The 16299-nt window shown below is 53.4% G+C and carries 15 protein-coding genes; 4 read left to right on the top strand and 11 right to left on the bottom strand.

Annotation, left to right across the window (positions count from 1 at the left end; all coding sequences use genetic code 11):
• Positions 1–66 precede the first annotated feature (66 nt).
• The 4 genes from QEN32_RS15265 to QEN32_RS15250 are packed head-to-tail and all read left to right on the top strand — an operon-like array spanning position 67 to position 4371.
• On the top strand, positions 67–774 hold the full coding sequence (locus tag QEN32_RS15265; RefSeq protein ID WP_058821500.1) for a DUF1266 domain-containing protein: 708 nt from the start codon (positions 67–69) through the stop codon (positions 772–774).
• On the top strand, positions 771–2204 hold the full coding sequence (locus tag QEN32_RS15260) for a J domain-containing protein (protein WP_265321907.1): 1434 nt from the start codon (positions 771–773) through the stop codon (positions 2202–2204). Before QEN32_RS15265 ends, QEN32_RS15260 begins: the two co-directional genes overlap by 4 nt.
• An 11-nt stretch (positions 2205–2215) precedes the next feature.
• On the top strand, positions 2216–2911 hold the full coding sequence (locus QEN32_RS15255; protein WP_265321908.1) for a DUF1266 domain-containing protein: 696 nt from the start codon (positions 2216–2218) through the stop codon (positions 2909–2911).
• A complete protein-coding gene (locus QEN32_RS15250; protein ID WP_001017756.1) occupies positions 2908–4371 on the top strand; it encodes a J domain-containing protein in 1464 nt (487 codons plus the stop codon). The genes QEN32_RS15255 and QEN32_RS15250 overlap by 4 nt, the downstream gene beginning before the upstream one ends.
• Positions 4372–4392: 21 nt before the next feature.
• On the opposite strand, the gene QEN32_RS15245 is transcribed toward QEN32_RS15250, so the two are convergent.
• From QEN32_RS15245 to QEN32_RS15195, 11 genes are all read right to left on the bottom strand, one after another.
• Entirely contained in the window at positions 4393–6072 is a 1680-nt protein-coding gene (locus QEN32_RS15245; protein WP_000368026.1) for a molecular chaperone HscC, read from the bottom strand.
• Between the two features lie 75 nt (positions 6073–6147).
• Positions 6148–7386 (bottom strand): hypothetical protein, encoded by a 1239-nt coding sequence (locus QEN32_RS15240; RefSeq protein WP_265321909.1) that lies wholly within the window; start codon positions 7384–7386, stop codon positions 6148–6150.
• Positions 7387–7417: 31 nt separating this feature from the next.
• Entirely contained in the window at positions 7418–8353 is a 936-nt protein-coding gene (rihA, locus tag QEN32_RS15235) for a pyrimidine-specific ribonucleoside hydrolase RihA (RefSeq protein WP_265321910.1), read from the bottom strand.
• A gap of 116 nt (positions 8354–8469) precedes the next feature.
• Positions 8470–9195: a glutamate/aspartate ABC transporter ATP-binding protein GltL gene (gene gltL / locus QEN32_RS15230; RefSeq protein ID WP_000631369.1), complete on the bottom strand. Its 726-nt coding sequence runs from the start codon at positions 9193–9195 to the stop codon at positions 8470–8472.
• A complete protein-coding gene (gene gltK, locus QEN32_RS15225; RefSeq protein WP_000272799.1) occupies positions 9195–9869 on the bottom strand; it encodes a glutamate/aspartate ABC transporter permease GltK in 675 nt (224 codons plus the stop codon). The genes gltL and gltK overlap by 1 nt, the downstream gene beginning before the upstream one ends.
• Positions 9869–10609: a glutamate/aspartate ABC transporter permease GltJ gene (gene gltJ, locus QEN32_RS15220; protein WP_000020930.1), complete on the bottom strand. Its 741-nt coding sequence runs from the start codon at positions 10607–10609 to the stop codon at positions 9869–9871. Before gltJ ends, gltK begins: the two co-directional genes overlap by 1 nt.
• A gap of 159 nt (positions 10610–10768) precedes the next feature.
• On the bottom strand, positions 10769–11677 hold the full coding sequence (locus QEN32_RS15215) for an amino acid ABC transporter substrate-binding protein (protein ID WP_001518176.1): 909 nt from the start codon (positions 11675–11677) through the stop codon (positions 10769–10771).
• 354 nt (positions 11678–12031) lie between these two features.
• Positions 12032–13570, bottom strand: a complete 1539-nt coding sequence (gene lnt / locus QEN32_RS15210; RefSeq protein ID WP_001575804.1) for an apolipoprotein N-acyltransferase — start codon at positions 13568–13570, stop codon at positions 12032–12034.
• Between the two features lie 19 nt (positions 13571–13589).
• Positions 13590–14468 carry a CNNM family magnesium/cobalt transport protein CorC gene (corC, locus tag QEN32_RS15205; protein ID WP_001278615.1) on the bottom strand — a complete coding sequence of 293 codons (879 nt, stop codon included), beginning with the start codon at positions 14466–14468 and terminating at the stop codon, positions 13590–13592.
• A gap of 157 nt (positions 14469–14625) precedes the next feature.
• Positions 14626–15099 carry an rRNA maturation RNase YbeY gene (ybeY, locus tag QEN32_RS15200; protein ID WP_000084479.1) on the bottom strand — a complete coding sequence of 158 codons (474 nt, stop codon included), beginning with the start codon at positions 15097–15099 and terminating at the stop codon, positions 14626–14628.
• Positions 15096–16142, bottom strand: coding sequence for a PhoH family protein (locus tag QEN32_RS15195; RefSeq protein WP_001018045.1), 1047 nt, complete (start codon positions 16140–16142; stop codon positions 15096–15098). Before QEN32_RS15195 ends, ybeY begins: the two co-directional genes overlap by 4 nt.
• Positions 16143–16299: the final 157 nt, after the last annotated feature.

Raw genomic sequence — 16299 nt, 5'->3', positions numbered from 1 at the left:
TTGTACTCTATTTTAGTTTTCAATTGCGTTTTTATTTGTAGCGTGAATATATTTTGGCGATTTATTATGGATAAAGAATCACAATATTTACTCTTTGCACTTTCCTCGCCGATGGAAGTATTGAACGAGGACTGTTTACCTTCACATTCGTCACCGAAAATGTATTTAGGTGTAAAACGTTTCGATCTTGAATCGTCGTGGGGTATTGAAAATCGCGATGAACTGCTTCAGACCATTTCCCGCATGACGGATGACGGTCATGCCACACAACTGGAATGGCTATATCGCCTCTGGTTTAGGTATGCGCCGCAGGAGTGGCAGGAGTATACCGACACGCTGGACGAGGGAGATCGTATTTATGCCCGATTCGTCGCTGATACCGCCGTGTGTTGCGGTGAAGGCGGTATTCGCAGCTGGGATTATGTGCGGATGGGATTTCTCTGCCGCATGGGCGTACTCAATGAATGGCTGACGGAAGAGGAGAGCCTGTGGCTGCAGTCGCGGATACAGCTTCGTGCGCTCAACTATTATTCCGGCTGGTTGCCGTATTTCAGCGCTTATTACACCGGGCGTTTGTACTGGCAGTTACGGAATGGCGATAACCTACCGCTGCTACGCGAGACATTCGCCCGTAAGGAGTTTGATGACGCGGGGCGACGTATGATGAATAAGCTGATCGCCGGAAAAGACAGTTTTTACGCCACGCTGCCGTGGCGCTACCTGCCCCATTACCCTGAATGCCCGGACACGCTTCAGGAGGTGAGCGATCTATGAAAACCTGTTGGCAAGTCCTTGGTATTGAGGCCACCACGGATACCGACGCCATTCGTCAGGCTTATCTGGCGCTGCTGCCGTCATTTCACCCGGAAACCGATCCGCAGGGTTTTAAGCAATTGCGAGAAGCCTATGAGAATGCATTGCAGGGGACAACATCGCCCGCCATTACGGTGGTTGATGAGGATCCCGATACCCCGTGGGTGAATTATCTCGGGGAGATTTTCCGTGACTTGCTGGCTGATGGCGAACGGCGCTTTCAGCCGCAGGCATGGCAGGAGTTTATCCAACAGATCAATAAATTATCGATTTTACAGGTCGAAAAATCGCGCTGGTGGCTGTGCGCTATCGCGATGAAGACCTTTCCTATTTCTTACTCGTGTCTGAAACTGCTGTCAGATCGCCTGGCTTGGGAACAGGGGAGTGATAATCGAGATGTCGATGCCGAGGAGGTGGAGGATCTTTTGTTTGAAATCCGCCGTGGCGACCTGTTTGATTATTCGCTATTGCTGCATTTGCCAGTGGCGGTACAAAACCAGACCATTGCTTTTTATGATGCCCTGGACAACACCTTTTTCGAGCATCCTCTCTATTTCGCCCAACTTATGGCGCAGCACGGCGCCTGGATTATCCCGGACAATCTACGCTTTCAACGACGTCTGTTACGCTGGTTCAGCACCTTGCACTGGGGTATTGCGGAGCTGCTGCCTGTCGCCCTGGCATGGCAGGAAGCCGAACCCGATAACGCAACGCCGGGTTATTACTACTTAGCCCAGCGCGTATTTTGCGGTGAAGGCGATAGCCTGCTGCCAGAACTTTACGCGCAGTGGTGGGCGCATCCTTCTACCCAGCTTGACGATCTGTTGCTGCGCTGGTGCCGTCAGCATCGACCGGACTTTTTCCCGCTGCTGGTGATGGCGGTTGAGGGGCGTGAGCAGGTGGATATTAACGCTGAACAGCTGCTGTATATTCCCGGCTCAAGCGCTCGTTCCTGCTTGCTGTGGGCCGAAGCGCTGCACAGCGGCGCATTATCGCCGCTAAGCGAAAGTTTTATTGCGCGGCGTTTGAATTATGGCGCGCCAGCGGTGAGTGAGGCGCATAGCCAGCATCCATACTGGCTGTTGTATCAGGTGGCGGATAGCCTGGCGTGCGCCGAGGAGCCGTCAGCGGCATTGTTACAGAGTCTGGTAACGAAGCTTGATGCGCCGGATATCTGCCCGTTGGAAGCGCTGGTTATTCGCGGGTTGCTGGGGCGGGCTGCGGCTGTCGCCACACCGTGTGAAGCTGTAGTCGCAGATGAAGAACCGGTGACGACGGTGACTTCGCCGAGTACGGAGGAATCTGGCGGCGGCTTTGGCCTCTGGCAGGTGATTAAAATCATTTTATTTATTGGCGTTGTCGGCCATGTATTACGCCAGTTTATGCATTAGGGATATCGAATATGGACAAGGAAGAACAATATTTACTTTTTGCGCTCTCCACGCCGATGGAGGTGCTATATATCGGCAATGAGCCTTCGCATACCTCTCCAGCAATGTATACCGGAATTCCTGCTGTCGATCTCTCCGATTCATGGGGGATTGATAATCGTGAAGATCTTATTCAAACCATCTATCGAATGACGGACGACGGTCATGCGGCAGATTTGGCTCCCTTTTATATCCGCTGGTTTACGCTATCTCCTCATCAATGGCGCGAATTCACCGCACAGCTTAGCGAACAGGGCCAGATTTATGTGCGATTTGTTGCCGAAACCGCACTATGCTGCGGGCGCGGAGGCATTAAAGCCTGGGACTATGTGCGTATGGGGTTTTTATGCCGGATGGGGGTGTTGAATCAATGGCTGACGGAAGAGGAAAGCCTGTGGCTGCAATCGCGTATCTATGCGCGGGCGCACTATTTTTACGACGGCTGGACGCAATATTTTGCCGCCTATTCGTTGGGGCGGCTGTACTGGCAGGCCGAAGGGGACGCCATGCAGGCATATTTCGCCCACCTAAAGTACGACGCTTCAGGCGCGCGGATGTTTAATGAACTGGCCTCTACGACAGAGAGTTATTATGCGCAGCTACCGTGGCGTCCGCTCAACGAACAACCGACATGCCCGGAAACGCTTAAAGGAGTGAGCGATTTATGAATATCTGTTGGGAAATCCTGGGCATTGAACCCACCACCGATCTGGAATGTATCCGTCAGGCTTATCTTGCCCTGTTGCCCTCATTCCACCCTGAGAGCGATCCGCAGGGTTTTAAGCGATTGCGCCAGGCCTATGAAGAAGCGCAGCACTGGGCCGCCTCGCCTGCGGAGGACGCAAAAACGGAAGAGGTGGGCGACGAACATGAAATACTGGTGGCGTTCAGGGAATTGCTGGCATCAGAGCGCGATCGCTTTCAGCCCTCGGCATGGCAGAAATTTATTCAGCAATTGAACCAGTGTTCAATGGATGAGATAGATAAGCTGCGCTGGCAGTTGTGCGACATCGCCATGAAAACGGAAACGATCTCGCTGTCTTGCCTGGCACTGTTGGCGCAGCGTCTGAACTGGCAGCCGCAGGAAGCAGACGATGATGCTGAGGGAGAAGAGCTGGAAGCATTTCTGGAGACCGTAAAGCGGGGCGATGCGTTTGATCTGCTAAGTCTGGCCAAATTGCCTCTTGTTGTTCAAGACCAAACTGACGCCTATTTTTTTAAGCTTGAGCGTATCTGGCGCTTTTATCCCGAACATTTTGCCGACGCTCTGCAGGTTCAGGGAGCCTGGATAATTCCCGATGATAAACAGCTGCATCGTAAACTATTACACTGGTTTAGCGCCGAGCAGTGGGGCATGGCGGAACTGGTCGATATTGCTCGTCGCTGGCAGGCCGCGGAGCCGGATAACGAAGATGCGCACTATTACCTGTGCAAACAGCGTTTGCTCTGCGGTGAAGGGGAAAGCCTGTTGGCCGATCTTTGCGATTTCTGGCAGCGTTATCCCTCCACGCAGGCGGACGACCTGTTGCTGGGCTGGTGCCGCCAGCATCGGCCTGATTTCTTCCCGCTGGCGGTGATGGCGGTCGAAGCGCGCTGTATGGCGGATGCCGAATATGTCCCCGGTGAAAGTGCGCGCACGCGTTTACTGTGGGCCGACATTTTGCACAGCGGTAGGTTATCACCGCTGGGACGTTCATTTGTTGACTCCCTGTTTTATAAGCGAAAAGCGATGGCGTGGGCAAATTCGCGGCTGAGTACCCAGGGGGAACCCGAAACGCCGCTGTTGGATCTGTACCGGACGGCGGAGCAGGTGGTGCTGGAAGCGTTTCCCAAAGAAAAGCCCTTTTTTCGCCTGCTGATCCGGCTGGAGGAGGGGCAAGCCTGTCCGCTGGAGGCGCTGATAACGCAGGCACTGTCATCTAAAATCGCCATGAAGCCAGGCGATATTCGCGACAAAAAGGAGCTGGCGGAAGAGCTCAGGCTGGCGGCTGAGAAAAAATTGTCTTCTGAAGCGAAAACCGAAGCACCCCGTCAGGCGGAATCTGGCGGGGTGATGAAAATCATGAAGATTGTCGGTTTGATCGCGTTGATTGTCTGCGCGTTAAATCGATTCTTCCATTTTTTCTGAACAGGGGCAGTGAAAGCGCCGTTACGGCGCTTTCGGCTCGTCAATACCCAGATATTCACAGGCGCGACGGCGCACGTCATCGACGCGCTGCATATCATTAGACAGCAGCGCCGCATCGAAATCGGTAATAATCTCCCCCAGCATTTCGCGCTCATCGCCTAACGCGCGTGACCACTGCTCCTCTAACTGCGCTTTAAACGTCCGGTTAATCAGCATATCGCGGGGATAAATTTTCAGCGCCTGCAGGCGCTCGCGGCTGGCGTCGATTTGCTGCGTCGTCAGTGAGGTGGCATTGTGACTGATGATTCTGGATTCACTCTTGCCGTCTTCCAGCAGCACGTCAACTTCCAGCAGACCATTAATATCGTAGCTAAAACGAATATCAATGGCCTGAATGTGCCCGTTCGGCTTCAGCATGACGTCAAAAGAATCGATCAGGATATTATTTTTCACCTTATGGCTTTCGCCCTGGTATACCCTGACGCAAATAGAGTCCTGCTCAGGGTGCATGGTGGAGTACGTTTCCACTTTTGACACCGGAACGGTGGTATTGCGTTCAATGATTGGCGAGAAGATACCAGGCACGCCCTGTCGGTTGACTTCCACGCCCAGCGAGTAGGGGCAGATATCCGTGAGGATCACCTCTTCAACGTCTTCATGGCGCAGGCGACAGGCGGCCTGAGTCGCGGCGCCAAGCGCCACGATGGTGCTGGGATCGTAACTTTGATAGGGCAATTTACCGAATAAGCGCACCGCGATGCGTTGCACCAGCGGCATCTGTGACGCGCCGCCGACCAGCACCAGGCTGTCAATTTGCTCCGGTTTGAGTCGGGAGTCGCGCAGCGCCTGCTCAATGGGCGTGCGCAGCCGGTTGAGCAACGGTAGCCACAGGGCTTCCAGCTCATCGTCATAAAACGTGCTTTCCAGCGCGCGCTCCTGATAAAGCCAGCTCATGCGCAGCGGGGAGCCGCTGGCGCATTTTGCGGCTTCAACACAGGCATACAGCGCAGCCAGATCGCTATCCGTCAGCGCTGATTTATCGAGGTTCCAGCGTTTCAGCACTTCATCAAGCAACAAATGCGTGAAATCTTCGCCGCCGAGGTAGTTATCGCCAGCGGAGGCGTGAACTTCGATAATCGGCGTAGCGTATTCCAGAACGGTCACATCAAAGGTTCCGCCCCCCAGATCGAAAACCAGCGAACGGCTATTTTGCTGCGTATGCAGGCCATAAGCCATTGCCGCCGCCGTGGGTTCATTGATCAAGCGCACGGCGTTTAACCCCGCAAGCTCAGCGGCAAGGCGTGTATGCTTACGCTGCTCATCGCTGAAATAAGCCGGAACCGAGATCACGACATCCTTGATTGGCTGCTGAAGGTAGTCTTCCGCATCTTCTTTCAGCGAGCGTAAAACCAGCGAAGATAATTCCGGCGCATTAAACGACTCTTCACCCAAATGCCAGTGAGTATTACTGCCCATTGCGCGTTTAAATAAGGCAGCGGTTTTATCTGGATGAGATGTTTTACGGGCTGCGGCAGGTTTTCCCACCAGAATTTGTTTATTTTCATCCATACTAATTATGGATGGTGTTAAATATTCACCAAATTTATTAGGTATTAATTGTGCGGCTCCGTCTTGCCAGACGGCGATTAAACTATTAGTGGTGCCGAGATCGATACCAATCGCTAACGTTGCATTATCCATTGCGTTTAATTTATCGGGAAAGAGAGTTCATAGAATAAAGAACACCACCCTCTGGCGTGGTGATCTTTATCAATGTCATGCCTGGCGAAAGTATTCATCCATAATATTCGTTAACTCCGGGCGCTCGCCGTCATCATTGATCGCAAAATCGAGGAAAAAAGCATCAGCCTGTGGCGTGCGTTTTTGGGCCAGTAAACGAAACGCCAGCGGGTAGTGGCAAGCATAACCGGGTGCGCGAGTCAGAAAACGGACAAAATCAATCAACAAGGGAGAATGGGTATAAAACAGCGCGCGTAACAGTACGGCGGGAAATCCCTCTTCGGTGATCCCTTGCGCCATGATTTTGTTGAGGCCGGCCTCGCTCAGATCGCCTGCGGCAATAATATCTGCGCAGGCCGCAAGATCGGGATAATGCGTTGCGCAGTTAGCCAATGCGTTCGGCCAGTTGACGCGGGTATAACGTCCGTCATGGCGAGTAAAGTAATCCTTCCAAAGGGATGGCGGTAGTTTTTCGTACTGTATTTTCAGGGGGATGCGGCGCTGAAACTGGGGTTCTTCCAGGCGCGCGCCGTCATAAAATCGCAGGTATTGCTGTCGCGTCTCGTAGCATGACACCGCTACCGGCTGGCTGATGACCCAGGTCTTCACGGGCCGGCCTTCCAGCGCGGCGGCAGTAGCTTTATGGTGACCATCAAGCAGGACGCAAAGCCAGCTGTCATTCATATACCAGGCCAGCGCGTGGCTCTCTGGCTTATCGCGGTAATACCCGGCGCGTTGTGGGTTAAATCGCGATGGGGGCTGGCCTGGCAGTAAAAAACAGGGTTCGCCGGACTGGTAGTGATAGTCCACGTCAGCAATCCACTGCCCTGTGGTCGCGGGATTCGGTTGTTTTTCGTTACCCACCGCCCAGAAAAAATGCCCGTTGCCATCTGTGGGATAAAGTTCGCGTTCTTCCAGCCGGTAATAGCCATCGGCAAAGAGTGAAAACAGCGGCGTCAGGGCGGTAAATGCTTCGTTCAACCCGACTCCTGGCTGATTCCACTCGGCAAGTGAGGATAAAAACTGCGCGGCGCCTTCATCATCATTGCTAAAACCGGCATAAACAAATTCTGCGCAGGTTGGGCACCAGGCTTCAGTGTAAAAACGAATCAGCGGCGAGCCATGCCAGGAGAGCGTATGAATACCGGCGTAAGAGTCGGGATCGTGGATAATGCAGGGACGAAGCAATGCTTTTCCGTTACGTACTGAAAACGTTATATGGGCTACATCGTGCTGTAGCAGGCTGATTTCAGGTTTATTGTTACGCCAAAACATCGCTGTTCATCCCTGGATTCTACTTTGCGCTTTATGCGTAGTATTGCAGCCGTTCCGCCAGCAAATCGACAAATCCCTGGCGGTCTACATCGACCATCACCGTCGCATTCGGCTTATTCCCCGTCAGGAAATAATAATCCACCACCGTCATCCCCTGGGTGTATTTCCCCTGGGTTTCCACGCCAACCCAACGCTCAACGGTGGTGAAAATCTCGGGTTTCAGCAGCCAGGCGATAGTGCACGGGTCGTGCAGCGGCGCGCCGACAAATCCCCATTTTTCGTCTTTGTGGTACTCCATAAAGAAGTCCAGCAGTTCGGCGACGATGGTGGAAATCGGGTTACCGATGGCGCGAAAGCGTTCGATATCGGCGGCGTGAATCTGTGCCTTATGAGTGACGTCCAGCCCGGCTATCACCACCGGAATGCCTGACTGGAAGACAATTTCTGCCGCTTCCGGGTCGACGTAAATATTAAATTCCGCAGCGGGCGTCCAGTTACCCAGCGTCATCGCGCCGCCCATGATCACAATGCGGGCGATTTTCGTATGCAGTTCCGGATGGCTATTCAACAGCAGCGCCACGTTGGTCTGTGGGCCAGTGGAGACGATGGTGACTGGCTGTGAGCTCTCACGCAGTGTTTTTGCCATCAGCTCAACGGCAGTGCCGCTTTGCGGGGCGAATGACGGCTCGGGCAGCGCCGGGCCGTCGAGGCCGCTTTCGCCGTGAACGTTATCGGCGATAATCAGTTCGCGCATGAGAGGTTTCACCGCGCCGCCCGCCACCGGAATATCCGGGCGTTTGAGTAGTGTCAGCATCCGCAGCACGTTGCGCAGGGTCTTCTCCGGCGTCTGGTTGCCGGCGGAAGAGGTGATCGCTTTCACTTCCAGTTCAGGGGAGGCGAGGGCGAGAACGAGGGCGATCGCGTCATCATGACCCGGATCGCAATCAATAATAATGGGCAGTGCCATTGTGGCTCCTTGTAAGCGGTACTTTGTGACAAGGTTAACGCCCGGCTGGATACGTTTCGAGAAGCGAAGCGGTAAAGCGTGAGATAGCGCGCACTCTGACATGCGCGCCGGGAAGATTAGTGCAGGATTTTCGCAAGGAAGTCTTTTGCGCGATCGGAACTGGGGTTAGCGAAGAACTCCTCTTTTGGCGAATCTTCGACGATTTTACCTTCATCCATAAAGATCACCCGGTTAGCCACTTTACGGGCAAAGCCCATTTCGTGCGTCACCACCATCATGGTCATCCCTTCGTTCGCCAGTTCGACCATCACGTCCAGTACCTCGTTGATCATTTCCGGATCGAGCGCGGAAGTCGGTTCATCGAATAACATGGCAATGGGGTCCATGCACAGCGCACGGGCGATGGCGACACGCTGCTGCTGACCGCCGGAAAGCTGCGCCGGGAACTTGTTGGCATGTGCAGACAGGCCAACGCGCTCCAGCAGCTTCAGGCCTTTATCGCGGGCGGCGGCCTTATCGCGTTTCAGCACTTTCACCTGCGCCAGCGTCAGGTTTTCGATGATCGACAGGTGGGGAAACAGCTCGAAGTGCTGGAATACCATACCCACGCGGGAACGCAGTTTCGCCAGATCGGTTTTTTTGTCGTTCACAATAATGCCGTTAACGGTAATTTCGCCTTTTTGCACCGGTTCCAGACCGTTGACGGTCTTAATTAGCGTGGATTTACCGGAACCCGATGGCCCGCAGACTACTACCACCTCACCTTTTTTCACTTCTGTTGAGCAATCGGTCAGCACCTGAAAGTGACCATACCATTTTGAAACATTTTTCAGGGTAATCATTAAACTGTCCTTTTCTTCAAATAGCTGACCAGCAACGACGCGCTCAGGCTGATAACAAAATAAACGGCGCCGGCGAACAGAATCATTTCGACCTGAGTACCGTCACGCTCGCCGATAGTCGACGCGGTGCGGAAGAAGTCCGCCAGGCTGAGTACATAAACTAAAGAGGTGTCCTGAAATAGCACGATGCCCTGCGTAAGCAACAGCGGCACCATCGCCCGAAACGCCTGCGGCAGAATAATGAGCTTCATCGACTGCCAGTGGGTCATCCCCAACGCCAGCGCGGCGCTGGACTGCCCGCGGGAAATACTTTGAATACCGGCGCGAATAATCTCGGAATAGTAGGCCGCTTCAAACATAGAGAATGCCACCATCGCGGAGATCAGGCGGATATCGGTTTTCGGCGATAGTCCCAGCACGTTTTGCAGAAAGCCGGGTACAATCAGATAGAACCACAGCAGCACCATCACCAACGGGATGGAACGGAAAACGTTAACATACGCTTTAGCAAACCAGGCGATAGGGGCGAAGCTTGAGAGGCGCATGACGGCCAGAATGGTTCCCCAGACTATCCCCACGACAACGGCGGTGACGGTAATCTTCAGCGTGATGACCAACCCGGCCAGCAGGTAAGGCAGTGAGGGGATAATCGAACTCCAGTCAAATTCGTACATTATTTGCTCCCCACGTTGCCCGGCAGGCGGACTTTGCGTTCAACCAGGCTCATGACCAGCATGATAACGGCGTTAATCAGCACATAGGCCAGCGTAATGGCGGTGAAGGATTCCCAGGCGTGCGCCGAGTAATCCAACAGTTTGCCTGCCTGCGCCGCCATATCCACCAGGCCGATGGTTGAGGCAATAGCCGAGTTTTTCACCAGGTTCATCATCTCTGACGTCATTGGCGGCACGATAACGCGATAGGCATTCGGCAGCAGGACATAGCGATAAGCCTGCGGCAGCGTTAGCCCCATCGCCAGCGCCGCGTTCTTCTGCCCGCGAGGCAGAGACTGAATCGCGGCGCGCACCTGTTCGCAAACGCGGGCGGCGGTAAACAGTCCCAGACAGATCATTGAGGAGAGGAAAAACTGAATATTGGGATCGAGTTCCGCCTTAAACCACATGCCAAGATCTTCCGGCAACAGTTCAGGCACCACCAGGTACCAGGTGAAGAATTGCACGATCAGCGGCACGTTACGGAACAGTTCTACGTACAACGTGCCCAGTCCGGAGAGGAAACGATTGGGAACGGTACGTAAAATGCCGAAAATAGATCCTACCAGGAAAGCGATAATCCAGGCGGTAATCGAAAGGGCTACGGTGACCTGAAAACCACTCCATAGCCAGCCGAGATAGGTGGTATTGCCGAAGGGGGCTTCCTGTAAAAAAATACCCCAGTTCCAGTCTATTGACATACATCTACTCCGAAAAAAAAGGGTAGCAGCGCTACCCTCGAAGATTGTTGCCCGGCGATTTGCGGCTTCAGGCCCGATGGGGAACGACCATCAGGCTTATAGTCTGTCCGTGCTGAGCGACAATCGAGAGGACAGGAGTCCCGTCCCATTTAGTTTTAGTTAGTTAAGCGCTTTATCATTCGGTGCTTTGAACAGGGCTTTCATCTCGTCAGACAATTCGAAATTCATGTTCAGGTTTTTCGGTGGGATCGGATTTTTAAACCACTTATCAAACCACTTTTCCGCTTCGCCGGAGGTTTGCGCCTGGGCGATGGTATCGTCCATCAGCTTTTTAAACTCAGGGTCGTTTTTACGCAGCATACAGCCGTAGGCTTCCTGGGACTGCGGTTTACCGACAATCTCCCAGTTATCCGGTTTCTTGGCTTTGGCGCGCTCGCCGGCCAGCAGCGCGTCATCCATCATAAAGGCGACGGCGCGACCGCTTTCCAGGGTGCGGAACGAGTCACCGTGGTCTTTCGCGCTAATAATACGCATCCCCATCTTTTGCTCTTCGTTAAGCTTATGCAGCAGAATTTCAGAGGTCGTCCCGGAGGTGACGACGACCGCTTTGCCTTTCAGATCCGGGAAATCTTTAATATCGCCGCCTTTTTTAGTCAGCAGTCGCGTCCCGACGACGAAAATCGTATCGGAGAAGGCGGCCTGTTTCTGGCGCTCAAGGTTGTTAGTCGTTGAACCACATTCAAAATCGAAGGTTCCGTTTTGCAACAGCGGAATACGGTTTTGCGAGGTGATCGGGATCAGCTTCACCTGCAGATCGGGCTTGTTAAGTTTCTTTTTTACCGCTTCCACAATGGCGTTGGAGTAGTCCTGGGAATAGCCGACCACTTTCTGCTGGTTGTCGTAATAAGAAAAGGGCACAGAAGATTCGCGATGCCCGACGACGATCACGCCATTTTTAGCGATCTTGTCCAGGGTGCTACCAGCGGCAGGCGCGCCATCTTCTGCGTGCGCGAGGCCCGCAGACAGTCCCATGACCAGCATTGCTGTGGTTAGCTTACGTAATTGCATATCCAACTCCTTTATCATCTGCGCCGTCGACGCATTGATAGCTATTGTGATGTTGTTATTGCCTGCAACTTGCGCGTGCAGTGTTATGTGTGTTTGTTAACATTTAGTGTGGCTTGTTGTAAATATTTTGCTGCGATATTGTTTATTTTTGCGAAGTGCGCCGCACCGTTTAGAGGCAAAAATCCTACATTGCACCGTTCAGGTGCTACCGATGATCGATTTTGGTGCGACCAGGTTGCACAAGCAGCCAGAACAGGTTTGCCATGTTTAACAAAGCAATAGACGTGCCAGAATGAGGGAAAAAGGAGGATTTTCAGGCCGGATAAATGAAGCGCTATCCGGCCTGGGGAGAGATTATTTCCGTCGTTGTCGCAGACTCATCACTACCGCGCCAAAAGCAAACAGCGCGGTCAGTACCCATAGCGGCCAGTTGCCGGTACGGGCATAGGGAGTTAACCCCGTGGTTGGCGTGACATTGGTGGTCAGTACCTGGCGTGTGAACTGCGGGATCATCGCCTGAATTTCGCCCTGCGGGCCAATCACCGCCGTAATACCGTTATTAGTACTGCGCAGCAACGGACGCGCCAGCTCCAGCGAACGCATCCGCGCCATCTGGAAATGTTGCCACGGGCCAATGGACTTACCAAACCAGGCGTCGTTAGAAATCGTCAGCAGATAGTCGGTGTCCGGGCGGAAGTTATCCCGCACCTGTTCGCCAAGAATAATTTCATAACAGATTGCCGCCGTCAGCTTATAGTCGTGCGCATGTAACTGCGGCTGGATATAAGGGCCGCGGCTAAAGGAGGACATGGGCAGATCGAAGAACGGCGCCAGCGGACGCAGGATAGACTCCAGCGGAACGAACTCGCCAAAGGGTACAAGGTGATTTTTATTGTAGCGATTGGGCGAGTCATAACTGTATGGATTATCCTTGCCCAACGTAATAATCGTATTGTAGGTGTCGTATCGATTCTGTTTATTGAGACGCGCATCGACAATACCGGTGATCAGCGTGCTATTTTTTTCGCGTAACATCTCGTCCAGCGAACGAAGGAAAGGCTGCTGATTGATTTCGAGATCCGGAATCGCCGACTCAGGCCAGATAATAATCTGTGATTTGCCTAACTCTGGGCGGGTTTCGTTGAGATAAATTTTTAGCGTATTCAGTAGCTGGTTTTCGTCCCACTTCAGCGACTGCGGAATATCGCCCTGCACCAGCGATACCTGGGTCGCTTTGGCCGGTTCCAGCGTAAACCACTGGATATAACGTAGCGGAAAGGGCAAAGCAAACAGAATCACGGCGACAGCCAGCGGACGCCAGTTCCGCGTCGCCAGTGCCAGCGCTAACAGGCCGCTGACCATCATCAGCAGGAAGTTGATCGCTTCGACGCCCATTACCGGCGCCAGGCCTTTTAGCGGGCCGTCGACCTGACTATAGCCAAATTGCAGCCAGGGGAAGCCGGTCAGCACCCAGCCGCGTAAAAATTCGGTGATTTGCCATATTGCAGGCGCGGCGATAGCGACGCGCAGCCAGTTGGTTTTTGGCCACAGACGCGACAAAATCCCGGCAAACAGTCCGGTATACAGCGAGAGATAAGCTGCAAGCAGCACCACCAGAAAAACGTTAACCGGGCCCGGCATGCCGCCAAACTGCGCGATACTGACATAAACCCAGTTAATCCCGCTACCGAAAAGTCCGAGTCCCCAGCAATAGCCGATGGCGGCAGACTGGAGCGGGCGGCGATTAAACGTTAAGGCCTGCAGCCCGATAAGCGACACTATCGCTGCGGGCCAGACGTCATACGGAGAGAAAGCCAGTGTTCCGCAGGCGCCGAATAATAACGCCAGCAGCAGGCGAATACGCTGGCGTTCAATTAACGAGGCAAATGCCATTTTTAGTCCACTATTGCTGTTATTCGTCCAGTTTTGGCTGGGGCGAGTCATCCGGGATCCTGACATGCACCTGAATAATACGACGACTATCGGCCATCGCCACTTTGAACTGGTAACCATCAATGTCAATGGTTTCGCCGCGGGCCGGTAAATGGCCGAACGCCTGCATCACCAGCCCGCCGATGGTATCGACTTCTTCATCGCTGAAGTGGGTGCCGAAAGCGTCATTGAAGTCTTCAATCGACGCCAGCGCGCGAATCGTCCAGGTATGGCGGCTAAGCTGACGGAAGTCGATATCGTCTTCTTCGTCATACTCATCTTCAATTTCACCGACAATCAGTTCGAGGATGTCTTCGATAGTCACAAGGCCGGAAACGCCGCCAAACTCATCGATAACGATGGCCATATGGTAACGCTGGGAGCGGAACTCCTTGAGCATACGGTCAACCCGTTTGCTTTCCGGTACGACAACCGCGGTGCGTAACACTTTGTCCATGCTGAAGGCTTCGGCATCGCTGCGCATAAACGGCAGCAAATCTTTGGCCATCAGAATCCCTTCAATGTGATCTTTATCTTCGCTGATCACCGGAAAACGCGAGTGGGCGGACTCGATGATAACATCGAGACATTCGTCCAGCGTCTGGTTGCGTTTCAGGGTAATCATCTGGGAGCGCGGGATCATAATATCGCGAACGCGCTGGTCGGCGATGTCCATTACGCCTTCGAGCATATCGCGCGTATCTTCATCGATAAGCTCGTTCTGCCCGGAATCACGGATCAGCGCCAGCAACTCATCACGGTTTTTAGGTTCACCGTGGAAAAGCTGGCTGAGTAGCAGGGAAAAAAATCCCTTTTTACTGTTTACTGTGTCACTACTGTGTGAATTGTCGTCGCTCATGGCGTCGTATGGGTTCTCATGTTAGTTAATACAAAGCTCGTCATGCGTATACTCAGCTGTGACGGCATGTTTTGCCTGATGGCGCTACGCTTATCAGGCCTACAAAAGGCATGAATGTAGGCCGGATAAGGCGCAAGCGCCGCCATCCGGCAAGCTACTATTCTGCAATCTTCTCGGCAATGTACGGATCCTCATAGCCCATAGCAAGCATAATCTCCGTTTCGAGAGACTCCATCTCTTCCGCTTCGTCATCGTCGATATGGTCGTAACCCAGCAAATGCAGGCTACCGTGCACGACCATGTGCGCCCAGTGCGCCTCCAGCGGCTTGCTCTGTTCCTGCGCTTCCTGCTCCACGACCTGACGGCAAATAATCAGATCGCCCAGTAGCGGCATTTCAATGCCGGGGGGCGCTTCAAACGGGAAGGAGAGAACATTAGTGGGTTTATCTTTCCCGCGGTACGTCAAATTAAGGTTGTGGCTTTCGGCCTCATCCACCAGACGGATTGTGACTTCCGCCTCTTCCTGAAACTGCGGAATAACGCCGTCCAGCCAGCGTTGAAACTGAGCTTCATCCGGCAGGCCCGCGTGGTTTTCACAGGCCAACTGTAAATCGAGGATCACCTGGCTCATTTCTGTTCCTGCTCCTGGGCTTCACGCTTACGCTCTGCCGCCAACGCCGCTTTGCGTTTTTGTTCGGCCTCTTCCCAGGCTTCATAGGCGTTCACAATGCGGGCAACGACCGGATGGCGCACCACGTCTTCGCTGTGGAAGAAGTTAAAGCTGATTTCATCGACTTCCGCCAGCACTTCAATGGCATGACGCAAGCCGGATTTGGTGTTGCGTGGCAGGTCAATCTGCGTCACGTCGCCGGTGATCACCGCTTTCGAGTTAAAGCCGATACGCGTCAGGAACATCTTCATCTGTTCGATAGTGGTGTTCTGGCTTTCATCCAGAATGATAAAGGCGTCGTTTAACGTGCGTCCGCGCATATAGGCCAGCGGCGCGACTTCAATCACATTGCGTTCAATCAGCTTCTCGACTTTTTCAAAGCCGAGCATTTCGAACAGCGCGTCATACAGCGGACGCAGGTATGGGTCCACCTTCTGACTTAAATCGCCTGGCAGAAAGCCGAGTTTTTCGCCCGCTTCCACCGCCGGACGGGTCAGTAGAATACGGCGAATCTCCTGGCGCTCCAGGGCGTCTACCGCAGCGGCGACCGCAAGATAAGTTTTACCGGTACCCGCCGGGCCGACGCCAAAGGTAATATCGTGATCGAGAATATTGGCGATGTACTGCGCCTGGTTCGGGGTACGCGGTTTAATCACGCCGCGCTTGGTTTTGATATTAATAGCTTTGCCATAGTCAGGCACGCTTTCCGCGCTCTGTTCCAGCACCCGCGCTTCTTTGATCGCCAGATGAATTTGTTCCGGTTCGATATCCTGAGTCTGGCCGCGCATCGGTGCGGTATCGACATACAGACTTCGCAAAATATCTGTCGCCGCGGTCACGCAAATCGGACGACCGGTCAGTTTAAAGTGATTGTCACGGCGGTTGATTTCAATACCGAGACGACGTTCGAGCTGTTTAATATTGTCATCAAACGGCCCGCAAAGGCTCAACAGACGGGCGTTGTCTGCGGGCTCAAGGGTAATTTCGCGAGTGTCTATATTCAAACTGTTCCTCTTGTATCTGTATCGCCGGACGCTGAACATTTACCGGCATCTAAGGAAATTATTCACGCCATAGGGAAAAGGCGCAAGCATTGCAATGAAGATGGGGATGAAGAGAGAAAATTGCAAGGCCCGTCGGGCGACAGGCCATGAACAGGAG

This window comes from Salmonella sp. SA14318 (assembly GCF_029866905.1).
In the GTDB taxonomy this organism is placed as follows: Bacteria; Pseudomonadota; Gammaproteobacteria; order Enterobacterales; family Enterobacteriaceae; genus Salmonella; species Salmonella enterica.
The sequence above is the reverse complement of the archived record's forward strand: the minus strand, read 5'-3'. Positions and strand labels throughout refer to the sequence as shown.

Excerpts from the sequence above, each read along its gene's own strand:
- QEN32_RS15265 (WP_058821500.1), top strand. The coding sequence starts at position 67 with ATGGATAAAGAATCACAATATTTACTCTTTGCACTTTCCTCGCCGATG.
- QEN32_RS15260 (WP_265321907.1), top strand. The coding sequence starts at position 771 with ATGAAAACCTGTTGGCAAGTCCTTGGTATTGAGGCCACCACGGATACC.
- QEN32_RS15255 (WP_265321908.1), top strand. The coding sequence starts at position 2,216 with ATGGACAAGGAAGAACAATATTTACTTTTTGCGCTCTCCACGCCGATG.
- QEN32_RS15250 (WP_001017756.1), top strand. The coding sequence starts at position 2,908 with ATGAATATCTGTTGGGAAATCCTGGGCATTGAACCCACCACCGATCTG.
- QEN32_RS15245 (WP_000368026.1), bottom strand. The coding sequence starts at position 6,072 with ATGGATAATGCAACGTTAGCGATTGGTATCGATCTCGGCACCACTAAT.
- QEN32_RS15240 (WP_265321909.1), bottom strand. The coding sequence starts at position 7,386 with ATGTTTTGGCGTAACAATAAACCTGAAATCAGCCTGCTACAGCACGAT.
- rihA (WP_265321910.1), bottom strand. The coding sequence starts at position 8,353 with ATGGCACTGCCCATTATTATTGATTGCGATCCGGGTCATGATGACGCG.
- gltL (WP_000631369.1), bottom strand. The coding sequence starts at position 9,195 with ATGATTACCCTGAAAAATGTTTCAAAATGGTATGGTCACTTTCAGGTG.
- gltK (WP_000272799.1), bottom strand. The coding sequence starts at position 9,869 with ATGTACGAATTTGACTGGAGTTCGATTATCCCCTCACTGCCTTACCTG.
- gltJ (WP_000020930.1), bottom strand. The coding sequence starts at position 10,609 with ATGTCAATAGACTGGAACTGGGGTATTTTTTTACAGGAAGCCCCCTTC.
- QEN32_RS15215 (WP_001518176.1), bottom strand. The coding sequence starts at position 11,677 with ATGCAATTACGTAAGCTAACCACAGCAATGCTGGTCATGGGACTGTCT.
- lnt (WP_001575804.1), bottom strand. The coding sequence starts at position 13,570 with ATGGCATTTGCCTCGTTAATTGAACGCCAGCGTATTCGCCTGCTGCTG.
- corC (WP_001278615.1), bottom strand. The coding sequence starts at position 14,468 with ATGAGCGACGACAATTCACACAGTAGTGACACAGTAAACAGTAAAAAG.
- ybeY (WP_000084479.1), bottom strand. The coding sequence starts at position 15,099 with ATGAGCCAGGTGATCCTCGATTTACAGTTGGCCTGTGAAAACCACGCG.